General features: G+C 68.6%; 13 protein-coding genes and 3 pseudogenes. 12 read left to right on the forward strand and 4 right to left on the reverse strand.

Annotated features, from left to right (window positions below):
- Window positions 1-1,596, forward strand: a 1,596-nt coding sequence (locus AB0I23_RS32245) for a polymorphic toxin type 44 domain-containing protein (protein WP_359114636.1), incomplete at its 5' end; no start/stop codon positions are given.
- A 539-nt stretch (window positions 1,597-2,135) separates the two neighbouring features.
- Here AB0I23_RS32245 and AB0I23_RS32250 read toward each other — a convergent pair.
- Window positions 2,136-2,558, reverse strand: coding sequence for a hypothetical protein (locus AB0I23_RS32250; protein WP_359114637.1), 423 nt, complete (start codon window positions 2,556-2,558; stop codon window positions 2,136-2,138).
- Window positions 2,555-3,385, reverse strand: a complete 831-nt coding sequence (locus AB0I23_RS32255) for an IS5 family transposase (protein ID WP_359114639.1) — start codon at window positions 3,383-3,385, stop codon at window positions 2,555-2,557. The genes AB0I23_RS32250 and AB0I23_RS32255 overlap by 4 nt, the downstream gene beginning before the upstream one ends.
- A gap of 140 nt (window positions 3,386-3,525) precedes the next feature.
- On the opposite strand from AB0I23_RS32255, the gene AB0I23_RS32260 reads away from it, so the two are divergent.
- The 6 genes and pseudogenes from AB0I23_RS32260 (at window position 3,526) to AB0I23_RS32285 (ending at window position 10,313) form a co-directional block, all read left to right on the forward strand.
- Complete coding sequence (locus tag AB0I23_RS32260) at window positions 3,526-4,083, forward strand: hypothetical protein (protein ID WP_359114641.1); 558 nt, start codon at window positions 3,526-3,528, stop codon at window positions 4,081-4,083.
- Between the two features lie 835 nt (window positions 4,084-4,918).
- Window positions 4,919-5,744, forward strand: a pseudogene (locus tag AB0I23_RS32265) (transposase family protein); the annotation flags it as partial.
- Between the two features lie 231 nt (window positions 5,745-5,975).
- A complete protein-coding gene (locus tag AB0I23_RS32270; RefSeq protein ID WP_359114643.1) occupies window positions 5,976-6,419 on the forward strand; it encodes an SRPBCC family protein in 444 nt (147 codons plus the stop codon).
- Window positions 6,420-6,606: 187 nt separating this feature from the next.
- A complete protein-coding gene (locus AB0I23_RS32275) occupies window positions 6,607-9,075 on the forward strand; it encodes a DHA2 family efflux MFS transporter permease subunit (RefSeq protein WP_359114645.1) in 2,469 nt (822 codons plus the stop codon).
- A 40-nt stretch (window positions 9,076-9,115) separates the two neighbouring features.
- Window positions 9,116-9,475: pseudogene (locus tag AB0I23_RS32280) on the forward strand (ATP-binding protein); the annotation flags it as partial.
- A 112-nt stretch (window positions 9,476-9,587) separates the two neighbouring features.
- Entirely contained in the window at window positions 9,588-10,313 is a 726-nt protein-coding gene (locus tag AB0I23_RS32285; RefSeq protein ID WP_359114646.1) for a methyltransferase domain-containing protein, read from the forward strand.
- A 36-nt stretch (window positions 10,314-10,349) separates the two neighbouring features.
- Here AB0I23_RS32285 and AB0I23_RS32290 read toward each other — a convergent pair.
- A pseudogene (locus AB0I23_RS32290) lies at window positions 10,350-10,544 on the reverse strand (acyltransferase family protein); the annotation flags it as partial.
- A 164-nt stretch (window positions 10,545-10,708) separates the two neighbouring features.
- Window positions 10,709-11,626, reverse strand: coding sequence for a LysR family transcriptional regulator (locus AB0I23_RS32300; RefSeq protein ID WP_359114647.1), 918 nt, complete (start codon window positions 11,624-11,626; stop codon window positions 10,709-10,711).
- 123 nt (window positions 11,627-11,749) lie between these two features.
- Between AB0I23_RS32300 and AB0I23_RS32305 the strand changes: the two genes are divergently transcribed.
- From AB0I23_RS32305 to AB0I23_RS32325, 5 genes are all read left to right on the forward strand, one after another.
- Window positions 11,750-12,742 (forward strand): aldo/keto reductase, encoded by a 993-nt coding sequence (locus AB0I23_RS32305; protein WP_359114649.1) that lies wholly within the window; start codon window positions 11,750-11,752, stop codon window positions 12,740-12,742.
- 504 nt (window positions 12,743-13,246) lie between these two features.
- Entirely contained in the window at window positions 13,247-14,080 is an 834-nt protein-coding gene (locus tag AB0I23_RS32310; protein ID WP_359114651.1) for a M55 family metallopeptidase, read from the forward strand.
- Entirely contained in the window at window positions 14,073-15,416 is a 1,344-nt protein-coding gene (locus AB0I23_RS32315; RefSeq protein WP_359114652.1) for a M20/M25/M40 family metallo-hydrolase, read from the forward strand. Before AB0I23_RS32310 ends, AB0I23_RS32315 begins: the two co-directional genes overlap by 8 nt.
- A 21-nt stretch (window positions 15,417-15,437) precedes the next feature.
- Window positions 15,438-17,426, forward strand: a complete 1,989-nt coding sequence (locus AB0I23_RS32320; protein ID WP_359114654.1) for a prolyl oligopeptidase family serine peptidase — start codon at window positions 15,438-15,440, stop codon at window positions 17,424-17,426.
- Window positions 17,423-18,367, forward strand: coding sequence for a S66 peptidase family protein (locus tag AB0I23_RS32325; RefSeq protein WP_359114656.1), 945 nt, complete (start codon window positions 17,423-17,425; stop codon window positions 18,365-18,367). Before AB0I23_RS32320 ends, AB0I23_RS32325 begins: the two co-directional genes overlap by 4 nt.
- The last annotated feature ends 10 nt before the right edge of the window (window positions 18,368-18,377 follow it).

Raw genomic sequence — 18,377 nt, forward strand, 5'->3', positions numbered from 1 at the left:
CTCGCCAAGTCGGTCAAGACCGGCACGGGCGCCGGCACGGAAACCTACGTCCACGACGACAACGCCAACGTCATCAGCCAGACCGTCAAGGGCACGTCCACGACCTACAACTACGACCGCAACCGCCTGCTGACGGCGACCGCATCCGGCGTCTCGGCCAACTACAACTACGACCCGTTCGGCCGGACGGAATCGGTCACCTCGGGCGGCCAGGTCATCGAGCGCAGCGTGTACGACGGCTTCGACCACGTTGTGGAGTCCCAGAAGGCGGACGACACCGGCGCGATGAAGTCCACGACCTACACCTTCGACCCGCTGGACCGCACCGCGTCGAAGACGGCGGACGGCAAGACGACGGACTACGCGTACCTGGGCCTCTCCAATGAGGTACTGGACGAGAAGGTCTCCGGCGAGTTGACCAAGTCTTTCCAGTACAGCCCGTGGGGCGAGCGCCTGTCGCAGAGCAAGCACAACACGGACGGCTCGACCGAGGACGGCTACTACGGCTACAACAGCCACACCGACGTCGAGACCCTGACCGACAAGAACGGCGACACCAAGGCCACGTACGGCTACACCGCCTACGGCTCCGACGACAAGTCCGAGTTCACCGGCATCGACAAGCCCGACGCCGCCGACCCCACCAAGGATGCCTACAACCCCTACCGCTTCAACGCCAAGCGGTGGGACGCCCAGTCCGGCACCTACGACATGGGCTTCCGCGACTACAACCCCGGCCTCAACCGCTTCACCAGCCGGGACATGTACTCCGGCGCCCTCGCCGACATGGGCCTCGGCACCGACCCGTACACGAGCAACAGGTACGCCTTCACCGGCGGCAACCCTGTCAGCCGTATCGAACTCGACGGCCACCAGCTCGAAGAATGCGCTTCCGGCATGTACACCTGTGAAGGCGGCACGAAGGTCACGGGCTACGGGGGCAACTACGCCAACATTGTGAATAGTCAGGGGGGAGAACTCTCCTCCGACTACAAGGAGTACATGTACCAAGAATCCGAAAAGTACATCTACAACGAGATGATGTTCAACCAGACCACTCCGCGGTTCAATAAGATCCAGGATCTGGTGACGAAATTCGAGGCGCACTTCGGGAAGGGCGAAAACGTCCAGGGAAGAGCGCTCCAGTTCACCGCACTTGGCCTCTGGGGGGCGAGCGTCGCTTCCGGATCGGTCTGGGATCACAAGCCCAAGCTCAGGAATAAGTTCGGCCTGTCCGGCGAGAATGCAGACGACCTGTACTTCAAGATTCCGGGCGAGGACGCAGAGCTCTTCTACGACGTCTGGTCGAACATCCATTACGGGTTCATCGGGCGGGCCGCCGGATTCACCGGGGGAGCTCTGCACGCAGGCGCGGAGGCAGACTTCGGGGGTGCGGTCGGCAGGACCGATCCTGGCGACATCCTGACCGTTCAGGCCGGAGTCGATATGTACGACAAGTACGGCGCCGATATGACGTACAAGGAATTCCAGACCGGCGTCCAAGGCGTCATCGGTCAGCTCAGCGAATATCCTGACCTACAGTATCGGAGCACAGAGCCGAGCCTCGGTAGGTGGCCGCACTCCCCCTACTACTAGGAAGTGAGTCGGGTGCCCCACACGGTGGGGCACCCGACAACCCGTTCGGGATGGAGAATCAGAAATTGTCCGGAGATTCGCAGGCCGCCCGCCGCCTTGTCGGTTGCTTGCTTGGTCCCGTTATGGGGGTTATTGCCGCCTACGGTGGAACCACGATGCTTGCGAGGGCCTGGAACGATTGCGAAATAGGAATCAACGCGTCAGCGAACTTTTGGTCCTTAATTCCCATATTTTTCGCCGTCTGGGTCGTAGTCGCACTGATCTGGGCCATCGCGTTCGGGGTGCTCGCCGGAAGGGGCCTGCTGCTCGCCTCCGCGGTGGCTGTACTCGCTACGCTGTGCGCCTACTGGGTCCTCATGGCGAGCTTGAACGCTCCAGCCGATTACCCGGTCAGCGTGAGTGCCTGCGCTCCGGACAATGCGCCCCCATGGTGGCCGGACTGGCTGCCTGTGTGATCGTGAGGGTGCGGTACGTGATGCAATGCCCGCTTCGGTCTTGGGGTTGGATGAGGGGCCCTGGTTGGCGGGGTGGGCTGGCGGTCAGGTGCGGGGCTGAACGAACAGGCCGGGTTCGGGTTCGGTGAGGATGCCCCGTGTGACCAGGCGTTTCAGCTTGCACCGGATGCCTTCGGTGTTCTTCGGGAGGATCGGCAGATCGAGGGCTTCGCACAGATCGCGGGCTCGCATCGGACGGCTGGCGTCGGTGAGGGCGGTGAGTATCTGCTGGTAGGCCGGGTGGTCCGGCATGTCGGGGCGGGGCGTCTCCTCGGCGGGTGCCGGGGCGGGGATGGCGAGGAGGGTCTTGCGGGTAATGCGCAAGTTCTCGTTCTCCGCGTCGAGTTCGCTGAGACGTGCGGTGAGTTCCTCGATGCGGGAGCGGAGGTGTCCGGCCTGCTCACCGAGTTCGTGCTCACGGGCCTCGATATATTCCAGAACGGCGCTGATCTGCGGGTTTTCGGTCACGCTGTCCTCCAGGAGGGGACGGTGGCGCCGGTGAGGCGGCGGGCCATGACGGAGGTCATCGCCCAGAAGACGCGGGAGCGGGAGCTGAGGAGGTGGTGCTCGTAGTCGCGGACCAGGCGCCGGTAGAACATCAAGATCCCGTTCGTCTGCTCCACGATCCACCGCTTGGCCTGCGGGACGAATCCCTTGTCGGCGGGGTTGCGTTCGACGATCTCGACGTCGATGCCGTGCTGTTTCCCGTGCTCGACGACGCTCTTCTTGAACCCCTGGTCGACCAGGGCCTTGCGCACCGTGTCGGTCTGCTCGGCCACGTCGTCCAGCAGAGCTATGCCAGCGGCGTTCTCGTGCGCGGAGGCCGCCAGCACGACGACGGCGATGACCAGGCCCAATGTGTCCACGGCAAGGCATCTCTTGCGGCCCGGCACCTTTTTCGCGGCATCCCGGCCAGTTGTGGTGGCCGGCACACCGACGGCGGCGTGGAAACTCTGTGTGTCCAGAACGACGAGGCTCGGGTCGGCTAATCGCCGCTTCTTCTCCCGCAGTTGCCATCGCAGAAGATCGTGGATGGTCTGGTCGGTACCGTCGTCGCGCCATTTGTAGAAGTAGTACTTCACCGCACCGGCGGGCGGCAGATCGTGAGGTAGCAGGTCCCACTGGCAGCCGGTGCGGTTCTGGTACAGGATCGCGTTCACGATCTCCCGCATCGCGTATCTGCCCTGGTGGCCACTGACCGACGGGTGCCCGGCCTTCCAGGCACTGATCACGGGCTCCACCAACACCCACTGCTCGTCGGAGACATCACTCGAGTACGGCTTGCAATCACCCATCCAGCCACCCAAGCGAATCACGAACGCTTGACCGGTCATGATGTCCCAACCTCACCCCATCGAGCGATGGCAAGCCGGGCATAAGGTCGCGTACCGCACTCTCAGGAATCGAGATCGACGGTCATACTTCGGTCGACGCCTTGTGTGAGGGCCTGAAGGGCTGCACTGCCGTCACAATCGGCCGGGTTCCGGCACCGGAGGAGACGGCCAGCCTGAGCAAGCCTGGTAGCGACAACCCTCACACGCCACACGAAGGCGCAGAATTCGACTCCAAGTCGAGCTTCTGGGACCACTTCAGCATGTCGTTGGCGAACGCTCTGGCTCAGTACGACGACCTCACAAAGGTTGCGTGTGTCAGCGAGTTGGAGGTCGCATGCGAAGGAAGTGGAGATGATTACGTTCTCGACTCCTCAACGGTGGACGAGTTTCTGCAGGACAAGGGAGTGAGTAGCAAGATCGAGAGGCAACTCACTACTTGGGAGGGGGAAGCGTCAAAGCGGTGCAGTGGAAAGGAGTCGTGCGTTTTCACTGCTGACAGTGGATGGCGTAACGCATCATTCCAGGGGTTCGACGCATTCACAGGCATCGGCAACGTGAAATACCGGATCAACGCTTCCGTGTCGGGCGAGTGCCGGAGGTGGTGTTACTACCGATTTCAGCGTCTCCCTCTTCAAGGACTGGAACTTCGACAGAGGTGATACGGCTCTCGGCTTCGATCTTGGGCAGTTCCTGGACCTCCATGAACACGGATATGCTCAAGAGTACGAAGCGAGTGGCACCGGTACTCTGCAATCGTTCTAGGGTAAGAGGACAGATGAAATGATCGTTCCGTCGCGATATGCGGTTCGACTGACGATTGGGAGTTTCATGTTCGGACTCCTTGCCGTCGTCTCGGGATGTGGAACCCTGCATGCAGGAAATGCTGGATCTTCCACATCCGCTTCCGACCCGAGGATGTACGCCGGGTGTGCTTCTGGGCGGGGCCTGGAAGAGGTGAAGAAGGTTTACGGTCTCGTGATCCCAGCAGGGGTCCAGGGACTACGATTCTGCGAGCAGAAGCATTGGTCCGGAGCGTCCGGAGAAATGCGGTTCGATTCATCCAGGGAAGTCATGGATGAGTTCCTGTCCAAATCCAGTAAGTCGACGGTAGAACTGACGAAAATCACTTCTCCCCAACTGGATGGAAAGTGGCAATCCATCGCCGAAGGCACACCGATAGAGAGCGGCAGCTACGTGAATAGGGTGGATGGTTGCGACAACGACATAACCGTCGACGTGGTGTCCCTGTCAGGGGATAGCGTGCGAACGTACGTCGACATGGTCTGCGCATCGTAAGCTGCAAGGCTTACGAAAGCTGGCCCTTCGGTCAGGGGGAGCGAGTCCTTTATCGCTCCCCCTGACCGAAGGGCCCCGGCGTGTATCCCGATAGTCCGAGTTCGTCGTGATCGGTGACAGCGGGGGTTTTGGACGCAAGAGAACACGGCCCCTTGCGGATCATGGAGGTGTCTAGACTTCACGATCTGCAAGGGTGCCGTGTTCGTTCCTCCATCATCCCCCATACCCTCTCCCTCCTGGATCCCCGCCCCGCCGACTCGCGTGGATACCCGCGATGCCGCGCAAGTGCGCTCGCTGGTCGCCGAGTTGGCGGCAGTGCCCGACCCTCGTGCCCGCAAGGGCAGACGCTTCACTCTCGCCTCGCTGCTGGTCCTGGCGGTGTGCGCGATGACATCGGCCGGCAACGACTCCCTGACCGCGGCGGCCGAGTGGTGCCAGCGCGCAACGCACCAGGAACTGGCCGCTTTCGAGCTGCCCTACGACGTGTCCACCGCACGTTTCCGCGTCCCGAGCGAGAAGACCCTGCGCCGGGTTCTTGGCCTGCTCGACCCCACCGAGGTCAGTGCGGCGGGCTTCGCCTACCTCCGCCCGCTCCTTCAGCAAGCGGCCCGCACTCCACCCGGCCCGCGCACCCCGGACGGGCTGATGGAGCGGGAACAGCGCCGAGCTCACCGGCGGGCGAAGGACGAGGACGTGTCCGCTCCGCGCCGTCGGGCCCTGGCGGTGGACGGGAAGTGTCTGCGCGGAGCCCGCCCGTCCTGATGGCAGCCGCGTGTTCGTGCTGTCCGCCGTCCGGCACGGCGACGGTATCACCCTGGCCTCCCGCGAGATCGGCGCGAAGACCAACGAGATACCGGAGTTCGCGCCTCTGCTGGACCAGATCGACGACGCGGACCTGCGAGGCTGCGTGATCACCGTGGACGCACTGCACGCACAGCGCGCTCTCGCCACCTACCTCGTCGAACAGCGCGGCGCCCACTACCTGTTCACCGATCGCGCAGGCCGGCACGACCAGTGCCATGCCGCGGTCCCCTCGGCCCGGCCCGCTACCCTTCGGCAGCGCTGCGCTGAGCGCGAGTGTCAGGCAGGTGCGATCGGAGACCTTCCGCAGCAGCACCACACCCGCTGGAGAGAGAATGGAACACTTGCTCCCTTGATCGGTTTCTCCCCTTCGTCCCGGCCCGGATTTTGAGCGGAGTGCCGGAGGTGATTGGCTCAGCACACCCCGGAACAACCGAGTGCTGGAGGAACAGCCATGGCGCAGGTCGAGGCCACGACAGAGCGGATCATCGCGGCGGACGCGGAGACGGTGTTCGACGCGCTGGCCGACTACAAGGAGGTCCGGGGCAAGGTCCTGCCCGGTCAGTTCAGCGAGTACGAGGTCCGCGAGGGCGGTGACGGCGAGGGCACCCTCGTCCACTGGAAGCTCCAGGCCACCAGCAAGCGGGTCCGCGACTGCCTGCTCGAGGTGACCGAGCCGACCGACGGGCAGCTCGTCGAGAAGGACCGCAACTCGTCGATGGTCACCACGTGGACCGTCACCCCGGCGGGCGAGGGCAGGTCCAAGGCCGTCGTCTCGACCGTCTGGAACGGTGCGGGCGGCATCGGCGGATTCTTCGAGAAGACCTTTGCGCCCAAGGGACTTGGACGCATCTACGACGAACTGCTGCAGAACCTCGCCGCCGAGGTCGAGAAGTAGCCCCACGTATCGCTGACCGGCCTCACCGGTTCGGGTGGTTTTCCGGGCCGGTCGGTTGTGCGCCGTAGTGGCTCCCACCGGGGGATAAGCCCCCCGAGTGCGCCGTCAGCGCCCCCCGTCGCGTTTGCTCTCCCTTGTCGCGCAATGCGAGAAATGGGCGGCGCAGATGCGACGAGGGGAGCGGCACGTGGCGGGTGGAATCACTCTGGTGAAGGACGAGCCGGACGGTGCGGAGGGCGACGTCGAGACGGCGACCGCGGATCCGCTCGGTGCACAGACCGCCCCCCTGCCCGGTGCGGAGACCGCGCCCTCGCCTTCATCGGGTCCGGACTCGGCGGAGATCGGCCCCCGCCGGATCCGGCTGGTCTTCCTCGGGCTGATGCTCACCCTGCTGCTCGCGGCGCTCGACCAGATGATCGTCGCCACGGCGCTGCCGAAGATCGTCGGTGAGCTGCACGGTCTGGAGAAGATGTCCTGGGCGGTCACCGCCTATCTCCTCGCCTCCACCATCGGGCTGCCGATCTACGGCAAGCTCGGCGATCTTTTCGGCCGCAAGGGTGTCTTCCAGTTCGCCATCATCGTCTTCGTCGTCGGCTCCGCGCTGGCCGGCTGGTCCCGGACCATGGACGAGCTGATCGCCTTCCGCGCCGTCCAGGGCATCGGCGGCGGCGGGCTCATGATCGGGGTCCAGGCGATCATCGCGGACGTCGTACCGCCCCGCGAACGCGGCCGTTTCATGGGGCTGATCGGTGCCGCCTTCGGTCTCGCGTCCGTTGCCGGCCCGTTGCTCGGCGGCTTCTTCACCGACCACGCGTCCTGGCGCTGGTGCTTCTACATCAATGTCCCGTTCGGACTGGTCACCCTGGCCGTCATCACCGTCGTCCTGAAACTCCCCAAACCCGCCGTCCGGCCCCGGCTCGATGTGCTCGGCGCGTTGCTGCTGGCCGCCGCCTCCACCTGTGTGGTGCTGCTGACCAGCTGGGGCGGTACGGAGTACGCCTGGGGCTCGCGCACCATCCTGGGGCTGGCCGCCGGGGCCGCCGGAACGACTCTGCTCTTCCTCGTCGTCGAGCACCGTGCGCCCGAACCCGTGATCCCGCTCAGGCTGTTCCGCGACTCGATCTTCAACGTGACCGCGCTCGTCGGCGCGGTCGTCGGCGTCGCGCTGTTCGGCGCCGCCAGCTATCTGCCGACGTTCCTGCAGATGGTCGACGGCGCCAGCGCCACCGAATCCGGGCTGCTGATGCTCCCGATGATGGGCGGCATCGTCGGCGCGTCCGTCGTCTCCGGCCAGCTGATCTCCCGTACCGGCCGCTACCGCGTCTACCCGATCCTCGGCAGTGCGATCTCGGTCGTCGGCATGTGGCTGCTCTCCCGCCTCGAAACCGACACCCCACGCCTCGAGTACAGCATCGCCCAGGCCGTCCTCGGCCTCGGGATCGGCCTGATCATGCCGGTGCTCGTCCTCGCCGTGCAGAACTCCGTACATCCCGCCGACCTCGGCACCGCCACCAGTGCGAACAACTACTTCCGGCAGATCGGCGGCAGCGTCGGCGCCGCCGTCTTCGGGACGCTCTTCGCGGGTCGTCTCGCCGACGCACTCGCCGTCCGCCTCCCGTCCGGCGCCGACCTCCCCGACCCCGAGTCGATCACCCCGCAGCTGGTCCACGCCATGGAGCCGGCCCTCCGCGACAGCTACATCCAGGCGTACGCCGACGCGATGCCGCGGATCTTCCTCTACCTCGTGCCGGTGCTCGCACTCGGCCTCGTCATCGCCTTCTTCCTCAAGGAGAAACCGCTGGTGTCCCACCACAGCCCCGAATCCGCAGCGGCCGAGCCCGCCTCCTCCATCCCCGCCGCCCGCACCACCCACGCCCCTCCACCGCCCGTCCACCTGTCGGGCGTTCCGGTGTGCGGCAGCGTCCAGCACCCCGACGGCACGAAGGTCCCCCGCGCCGCCCTCACCCTGATCGACATCCAGGGGAAGCAGGTCGGCCGCGGCGCGAGCGGCGACGACGGGAGGTACGCGCTGAGCGTGCCCGGCTCCGGTTCGTACGTCCTCATCGCGGCGGCCGGAGGACACCAGCCGCAGGCCGTCAGCGTCACCGTCGGCGAGCGGCCCGTCGAGCTCGACGTGGTGCTCGGCGGTGCGGGCCGGCTGGCCGGGACCGTCGTCACGGCCGACGGGATCCCGGTGCGGGACGCCGCCGTCACGCTCACCGATGTGCGCGGAGAGGTCGTCGCGTCCACCCGAAGTGGACGTGAAGGCGGCTATGTGATCTCGGAGTTGGTGGCCGGCGAGTACACCCTCGCCGCCAGCGCCCCCGCTTTCCGGCCCGCCGCGCTGCCGGTCAGTGTGCAGGCGGCCAGGGAGACGCGCCAGGACATCGAACTGGCCGGTGGCGCGGTGCTGCGCGGCGTCGTACGGGCGAGCGGCGGACGGCCCGTGGAGGACGCCCGGGTCACGCTCCTCGACGCGGCGGGCAATGTCGTCGACACCCTGACGACCGGGCCTGACGGGGCGTTCCGCTTCGTGGACCTGTCGACCGGCGAGTACACCGTCATCGCGGCGGGGTACCCGCCGGTGGCCACCGTCCTCCAGGTCGCGGGCGGCGGACGCACCGAACGCGACCTGCAACTCGGTCACGAGGACTGACGCCACGTCCGGCGCCGCGTTGTGCGCGGGGACACGCGGGGGCGCACGAGCCCGGCGCCTGGTACGCGGCAAGCTCCTCGACTGGGATCTGCCGGACGCGGTGGAGTCGGCCGTGCTGATGGTCAGCGAGCTCGTCACCAACGCCGTGAACCACGGGCGCAGCCGCCACATCGGGCTGCGCCCGGTCCGGACCGGCGCCGTGCTCTGCGAGGTCAGCGACGACGAACCGGCCCCCGCCACACTCCTCAGCGCCTCCGCTCACGACGAGTCGGGACGCGGACTGCTGGTGGTGAGCAGTCTCGCCCGGGAGTGGGGCACGAGCACCACGGCACACGGCAAGACCGTCCGGTTCGAGCAGCCGCTTGTCCGATTCCCCCGCACCCGGTCGAACACCAGGTGAAAAGAGGCGTCCCGAACGGCGGATGATGCCCACACCCTTGCCCCGGACGCCGACGGGGCGGTAGTCCGTTGCTCTGCGAATGGCTGTGGGTGCATCGGACTCGGGAGTACGTATGGACGTGTCACAGGGCTACCGCGAAGCGTGGGAAGGCTACTGGTCGTCGATCTCCGGCGCACCCGGCGAGGCGATCTGGGACTCCGACCCGTCCCTCACCTCCGTACCCCACAGCGAGCTGCTGCTCCCGCACGCCGACGCCTCGTTGCCCGTCGTCGACCTCGGGTGCGGCAACGGCACCCAGACCCGCTACCTCGCCACGGTGTTCACCCGCGCCATCGGCGTGGACCTCTCGCATGCGGCGATCGGGCACGCACGTCGCGCGGACTCTGCGGGCGTCGCCGAGTTCGAACAGCTCAACCTGGTCGACGGGGACGCGGTACAGGCCCTGCGCGAACGGATCGGCGACACCAATGTCTATATGCGGGCGGTGATCCACCAGAGCGAGCCGGAGGCACGTCCCGCCGTCGCGGCAGCCATCGCGACGCTCCTGGGGGCGCGGGGGAGGGCCTTCGTCGCCGAGCTGACCCCGGCGTCCAAGACGGTGCTCCAGCAGGCGGCCCAGGCGCCGGGCGGCCCGCCCGAGAAACTGCGGCGCGTCTTCGAGCACGGGCTCCGGCCGGCGAGCGCCACGCAGGAGGAGGTGCCGGAGCTGTTGCGGGCGGCGGGACTGACGACGCTGGCGAGCGGCGACACGGCGCTCGCCCAGACCGAGCACCTGCCGGACGGTACCCGCATCGACCTGCCCGCCCGCTGGTTCGTCCTCGCCGCCGCCGACCGGTAGGGCCGGCGGGGGCACGCAAGGTGCGGCGGGTCCGCGTCAAGGCAGCAGGCGCGGCCCCCGTTTCGCCGCGATGTCCTCGACCCAGCCGAAGAGGACCCCGGCCGCCGCGATCAGCACCCAGGCGACCCCGAACTGGAACCACATGCTGTCCAACGGCAGGTCATGTTCGAAAGCAGGCACGTTCCACATCAGATCGATCAGGGGCACGCTCGCCATCAGCGCGACCTCGTGCCGCCCCGGCGGCCCCGCGGCATCCGCCGTCACCACCGCCTACACCCCGTACGTCAGCGCCACGACCGCTGCCGATACCGACTCCGTCGGTTCCCCCGACATCTGCACCCTCGCCTTCGTCGTCGCCGGGAGCGTTCGCGACCGCGCTGGGGAGCTGACCGCCGTCAGCGCCCGGCGTCACTCGGTGGGTCACCGGGTACGCCGCCGCGCACCAAGGTCATCAGCGACCGGGCGCCGGGGCTGATCGCCCCGGCGGCCGGAAGCACCACGACGCTCTCGTAGTACGACTGCTCAGGACTGTCCAGTTCCACCGTGACCAGCCCCAGGGCCTCCGGCTTCCGCGAGAAGTGGTGCGGCACCACCGCGATCCCCAGCCCTTCGTGCACCAGCTCCAGCAGGCTGTGTACGTCGGTGACCTCGAGCCCCACCGTGCGGCGCACCCGTGCCGTGGCGAACGCCTCGTCCGCGGCGCGGCGCGGACCCCAGTCCGGATGGAAGTCGATGAAGGACTCCCCGGTCAGCTCGTCCCACGCGACGCCGCCCGCCGCATGTGCGAACCGGTGACCGGGAGCGCACAGGACGACCATGCGCTCCCGGGCCAGCGGGATGAGCTCGCCGCGCCACTCCGCGGCGCTGACCGCCGCCGCGAACGCGACATCGAGCCGGCCGCCCGCCACCCCGTTCACCAGACTCGTCGTGCCCTCCTGGCGGAGCCGCATCTCCATCTGCGGGTGGGTCCGGTGGAAGGCCGCGAGCAGCTGCGGGACCCGGACACCGGCCACGCACTGTTCGACCCCGACCGTCAGTGTGCCGCGCAGCAGTCCGCGTACCGCATCGACGGCGTCCCGCGCCGCCCGTGCGCCCGCCAGCGTGCGTTCCGCCTCCACCAGCAGGGCGCGACCCGCCTCGGTCAGCCGCACCGTGCGCGTGGTCCGGCTGAACAGCGGCGTCTTCAACTCCTGCTCCAGGGAGCGGATGGAGGCGGACAGCCCGGACTGCGACACGGCGACGCGCTCCGCGGCCCGGGTGAAGTGCTGTTCCTCGGCGACGGCGATGAAATGTTCCAGCTGACGCAACTCCATGATTGAGAAACATAGACGATGAATCCAACCTGAATCTCCTGTTGGACTGCTGGATCGTTGTCGGGGAGCCTGGAGACCGCGCACTTCCCCGCGTACCCGCCTCACCTCCCAGTGGAGCCCTGTATGTACATCCCGTCGCCCGACCGCTACCAGGCCATGCCCTACCGGCGCACCGGACGCAGCGGCCTGCGGCTTCCCGCGCTCTCGCTCGGCCTCTGGCACAACTTCGGGAGCGACCGGGCCGCGGAGACCCAGGGGCAGATCCTGCGCAGGGCGTTCGACCTCGGCATCACACACTTCGACCTCGCCAACAACTACGGCCCGCCGCCCGGCGCCGCCGAGATAGCGATGGGACGCGCCCTGAGGACGGACTTCGCCCGGCTCCGGGACGAGATCGTCGTCTCCACTAAGGCGGGCCACCTGATGTGGGACGGGCCGTACGGGGAGTGGGGCTCCCGCAAATACCTGCTCGGGTCGCTCGACCGGAGCCTCACCCGGCTCGGACTCGACTACGTCGACATCTTCTACTCCCACCGGCCGGACCCGGACACCCCGCTCGAAGAGACGATGGGGGCGCTGGACTCGGCGGTACGCCAGGGCAAGGCGCTCTACGTCGGCCTCTCCAACTACTCGCCGGAGCAGACCCGGGAGGCGGCCCGCATTCTCAAGGAACTCGGCACGCCGCTGCTGATCCACCAGCCGCGCTACTCGATGCTGGACCGCTGGGTCGAGGACGGACTGCTCACGACGCTGGACGAACTGGGCGTCGGTTCCATCGCGTACTCGCCGCTGGAGCAGGGCATCCTTTCCGACCGCTATCTGAAGGGGATCCCGGCGGGCTCCCGCGCGGCGGGCAGCAGTCCCTTTTTGACGCCCGAGTCGGTCACCCCCGAACTGGTCGCCCGACTGCGCGCGCTCGACCTGGTCGCCTCCGAGCGCGGGCAGACCCTGGCACAGATGGCGCTGGCCTGGGTGCTGCGAGGCGGGCGTGTGACCTCCGCCGTGGTCGGTGCGAGCAGTGTCGCGCAGCTGGAGAACAGCGTCGAGGCGGTACGCGACCTGGAGTTCAGCGACGAGGAACTGGCCCGGATCGAGGAGCTGCTGAAGATCTCCTGAGGTCCCTCGTCCGGTACCGGCCGCCGCCGTCGGCGCCCGTCGTACGGGGTGTCGACGGCGAGTGTCGACCACCGACGGCCGTCCCTCGCAAGGCCGGCGGCCTCTCAACGTCCCATCGGTGCCACCGCGTTCATGGGCAGGGCCACCGAGGCCGCGTGGAGGACCGTCCCGACCTGGGCTCTGGTCTCCGCCCCGGCCCACGTCGTGCGGCTTCGGCCCGGTCACGGGATCCGGGCCGATGGGGCCATGGGGGCGATGGGGGCCGGTCGCCGGGATCCCCGCGCCGACCGGCCGTCCGGCTGACCCCGCGGTGGACTGGACCTCTGGAGCTGACAACACCTCTGGCCTGGGACTCCGCCGCCGCGTACGGTGTTCCCGCATGAAGATCTCCCTTCGCGAACGGTCGCTTCGGGAGCCTGTCGGGCGTTCCTCCGGAGCCGAGGCAGGCAGCCGAGGTCACGGCCGGAACGCATGCCTGCTGACCTGTGAGAGGACCGGTACACCGTGAAGATCCTCATCAGCGCGGACATGGAAGGCGCCACGGGCGTGACCTGGCCGGCCGATGTGCTGCCCGGGACGCCGCAGTGGGAGCGCTGCCGTTCGATGTTCACCTCCGATGTGAACGCGGCGGCTCTCGGCTTCTATGACGGGGGCGCCGACGAGGTGCTGATCAACGAGGCCCACTGGTCCATGCGCAACCTGTTGCTGGAGCGGCTCGACGAGCGGGTCCAGATGCTCACCGGGAGGCACAAGTCCCTCAGCATGGTGGAGGGCATCCAGCACGGTGACGTCGACGCGATCGCCTTCGTCGGCTACCACACGGGCGCCGGTGCGGAGGGCGTGCTGGCCCACACGTACCTGGCCAACTCCATCACCGGCGTCTGGCTGAACGGGGTCCGTGCCAGCGAGGGGCTGCTCAACGCACATGTCGCCGCGGAGTACGGCGTGCCCGTCGTCCTCGTCACCGGCGACGACCTGACCTGCGTGGACGCCGAGGGATACGCTCCCGCCGCCCGCAAGGTCGCGGTGAAGGACTACGTGTCGCGGTACGCCGCGGTGTGCCGGACCCCCGCTCGTACCGCGGCCGCCATCCGTGCGGCCGCCAAGGAGGCCACCACGCTCGCCGGGCGCCTCGAACCGGTGCGGGGCGGCCCGTTCACGGTGGAGCTGGAGTTCGATGCCGAGCATCTGGCCGCGGCGGCCACCGTTGTCCCCGGCGTGGCGCCCAGTGGCGAGCGGCGCGTCGCCTACACCAGCGCGACGATGTACGAAGGTATTCGCACGTTCAAGGCGGTGACGACGATCGCGTCGTCGGCCGTGGAGGAGCAGTATGGCTGAGGCGACCACCCCCCAGGATTCCGTCGACGACCTGGCCCTCGACGAGTCGGTGACGTTCACGTCCGAACTGATCCGGATCGATACGACCAACCGGGGCGGCGGCGACTGCCGGGAGCGTCCGGCCGCCGAGTACGTCGCCGAACGGCTGGCCGCGGCCGGACTGGAAGCGCAGCTCCTCGAACGCACCCCGGGCCGCACCAACGTGGTCGCCAGGATCGAGGGCACCGACCCGTCCGCCGACGCGCTTCTTGTCCACGGGCACCTCGACGTCGTGCCCGCCGAGGCCGACGACTGGACCGTGCACCCCTTCTCCGGGGAGGTCCGCGACGGTGTCGTCTGGGGCCGCGGCGCCGTCGACATGAAGAACATGGACGCGATGGTCCTCGCCGTGGTCCGGGCCTGGGCCCGGGCCGGTATCCGGCCCCGCCGGGACATCGTGATCGCGTACACCGCCGACGAGGAGGCCAGCGCGGAGGACGGCTCCGGCTTCCTCGCCGACCGGCACCCCGAACTCTTCGAAGGGTGCACGGAGGGCATCAGTGAATCCGGCGCCTTCACCTTCCACGCCGGACCCGGGATGCCGCTCTACCCCATCGCCGCGGGCGAGCGCGGGACCGGATGGCTGAAGCTCACCGCCCACGGCAGGGCCGGGCACGGCTCCAAGGTCAACAGGGCGAACGCGGTCACCGCACTCGCCGCGGCCGTCGCCCGGATCGGCGCGCACGAATGGCCGGTGCGGCTCACCCCGACCGTACGTGCCGCCCTCACCGAGATCGCCGCCCTGCACGGCATCCGCGCCGATGTCGACGCCCCCGGGTTCGACGTGGACGAACTGCTCGGAAAGCTCGGACCGGCCGCGGCCCTGGTCGCGCCGACCGTCAGGAACAGCTCCAACCCGACCATGCTCGAAGCCGGGTACAAGGTCAATGTGATCCCCGGCCGCGCCGTCGCCTACATCGACGGCCGGACGGTGCCCGGTGGCGAGGACGAGTTCCACGCCACCCTGGACCGGTTGACCGGACCGGACGTCGACTGGGAGTTCCACCACCGCGAGGTCGCTCTGCAGGCGCCGGTCGACTCACCGACGTACGCGAAGCTGCGCGCCGCCGTCGAACGCTTCGACCCGGACGGCCATGTCGTGCCGTACTGCATGTCGGGCGGCACGGACGCCAAGCAGTTCTCCCGCCTCGGCATCACGGGCTACGGCTTCTCACCGCTGAAGCTCCCGGTCGGCTTCGACTACCAGGCGCTCTTCCACGGCGTCGACGAACGCGTGCCCGTCGAGGCACTGCACTTCGGCGTCCGCGTACTCGACCACTATCTGCGCACGGCCTGACCCGCACGGGGGGAATTGAACATGGTGTCCACAGGGGCCTACGGAACATGGCCGTCGCCGATCGACGCACGGCTGGCCGCGTCGCACGACGGCCGCCCGGAGTACGTCGGCGTGGTCGGCGACGAGGTGTGGTGGACGGAGCCGCGCCCGGCCGAGGCGGGCCGCCGCGCCCTGGTCCGCCGCCGGGCGGACGGGACCACCGAATCCGTGCTGCCCGTTCCGTGGAACGTACGCAGCCGCGTCATCGAGTACGGCGGACTGCCCTGGGCGGGGGCCGGGCGCGCCGACGACGGACCGCTGATCGTCTTCGTGCACTTCACCGACCAGCGGCTGTACGCGTACGCGCCCGACGGGCCCGACGAACCATGGCCGCTCACCCCGGTCTCGGCCGTCGGCGGCGGACTGCGCTGGGTCGACCCGCAACTGCACCTCGACCGGGGCGAGCGGGGCGAAGTGTGGTGCGTCCTGGAGGAGTTCACCGGTGAGGCGCCCACCGATGTGCGCCGGGTGATCGCCGCCGTACCGCTGGACGGATCGGCGGCCGACGACCGCGGCGCGGTACGCGAACTTTCCGACGACCGGCACCGCTTCGTGACCGGGCCGAAGCTGTCGCCCGACGGGCGGCGTGTGGCGTGGATCGCCTGGGACCATCCGCGGATGCCGTGGGACGGCACCGAGGTGATGCTCGCCGACGTCACCGACGACGGCACGTTCCGCAGCGCCTGGAGCTTCGGCGGCGGACCCGGGGAATCGGTGCCGCAGATCGAATGGACCGCCGACGGACAACTCCTCTTCGCGAGCGACCGCAGCGGCTGGTGGAACCTGTACCGCGCCGATCCGCACCGGGGCGCGGTGGCGCTCTGCACACGGGAGCAGGAGTTCGCCGGGCCGCTCTGGAAGATCGGGCTCAGCTGGTTCCGGCCGCTGGAGAACGGACTGATCGCCACCATCCACGGCAAGGGCACCACCACCCTCGGCATCCTCGACCCGGAGACCGGCCAACTCGCCGACACCGCCGGGCCCTGGACCGAGTGGGCCGAGACGCTCGCCGTTCACGGCAGCCGGGTCGTCGGCGTCGCCGCGGGCCCGCGGAGCGCGTACGAGGTGGTGGAGCTGGACACCGCGACGGGCCGCACCCGGATCATCGGCGCGCAGCACCGCGACGATGTCGATCCCGCCTACTACCCCGAACCTCACCAGCGCACCTTCACCGGGCCCGACGACCGCGACATCCACGCTCACATCTACCCGCCGCGCAACCCCGAACGGGGCGGTCCGGAAGGCGAATTGCCGCCCTATGTCGTGTGGGCGCACGGTGGTCCCACCGGGCACGCCGCGCTCGTCCTCGACCTGGAGATCGCCTACTTCACCTCGCGCGGCATCGGCGTCGCCGAGGTCAACTACGGCGGCTCCACCGGCTACGGCAGGGCCTACCGCAACCGGCTGAGCGAACAGTGGGGCGTCGTCGACGTGGAGGACTGCGCCGCCGTCGCCCGGGCGCTGGCAGCCGAGGGCACGGCCGACCCGGACCGGCTCGCCATCCGCGGCGGCAGCGCCGGCGGCTGGACCACCGCCGCCTCGTTGACCAGCACCGACGTCTACGCCTGCGGCACCGTCATCTATCCGATCCTCGACCTGACCGGCTGGGGCACCGACGAGACCCATGACTTCGAGTCGCAGTACCTGGAGTCCCTGATCGGCCCGCTCGCCGAGGTTCCGGACCGCTACCGCGCGCGGTCGCCGATCAACCGCACCGACCGGCTGACCACCCCGTTCCTGCTGCTCCAGGGGCTGGACGACGTGATCTGCCCACCGGTCCAGTGCGAGCGGTTCCTGACCGCCGTCGAAGGGCGCGGCATCCCGCACGCGTATCTCACCTTCGAGGGGGAGAGCCACGGGTTCCGGCGTGCCGATACCATGATCGCCGCACTGGAGGCCGAACTCTCCCTCTACGCCCAGACCTTCGGCATCGACCGCCCCGATGTACCACAACTGGAGCTGAAGAAGTGACGCTGACTCCCCTGACCCGCGCCGCCCGCCTGCGACCGGGTGCCAGGGTCGCCGTCGTGTCGCCCAGCGGTCCGGTGCCGGGTGACCGCCTCGAGGCGGGTCTGGACGTGCTGCGCGGCTGGGGCCTGGAGCCCGTCGAGATGCCCCATGTCCGTGATGTACACCCGGATTTGGGCTATCTCGCCGGTACGGACGAGGCGCGTGCCCGCGACCTTGAGCAGGCCTGGTGCGACCCGTCGTTCGACGCGGTGCTGTGCGCCCGCGGCGGGTACGGGGCGCACCGCATGGTCGACCTGGTCGACTGGGCGGCGATGCGCGCTGCCGGGCCCAAGGTGTTCGTCGGCTACAGCGACATCACCGTGCTCCATGAGGCGTTCGCCCGGCGCATGGGGCTCGCGACGCTGCACGGCCCGATGGTCGCCACGGAGACCTTCCTCAAGGACCCGGACACCCAGGAGTCGCTGCGGGCCACCCTGTTCGAGCCGGAGTCGGTACGGACCCTCGGCCTTCGCACGGCCGGGGTGCTGGTGCCCGGCCGGGGCAGCGGCATCACGTACGGCGGCTGCGTGAGCCTGCTCGCCGCCGACATCGGCACCCCGCAGGCCCGGACGTCCGCCCGGGGCGGACTGTTGATGATCGAGGACACGACGGAGGATCCGTACCGCCTCGACCGCATCTTCACCCAACTCCTGAGGGCCGGGGCGCTGTCCGGGGTGTCCGGGGTCGCCTGCGGTTCCTGGCAGGGCTGCGAACCGTACGAGGAGGTGCGTGCGGTCCTGGCCGACCGGCTCGGCGGGCTGGGCGTGCCCGTCGTCGAGGAGCTGGGCTTCGGCCACGGCCCGACGGCGCTGACGATTCCGCTCGGCGTGCCGGCGGTGCTGGACGCGCCGGAGGACGGCGGCCCCGGCACGCTCACCGTCGAGGTGCCCGCGCTGATCTGAACGCCCCCGG

This window comes from Streptomyces atratus (assembly GCF_040655115.1).
GTDB lineage: Bacteria > Actinomycetota > Actinomycetes > Streptomycetales > Streptomycetaceae > Streptomyces > Streptomyces atratus_D.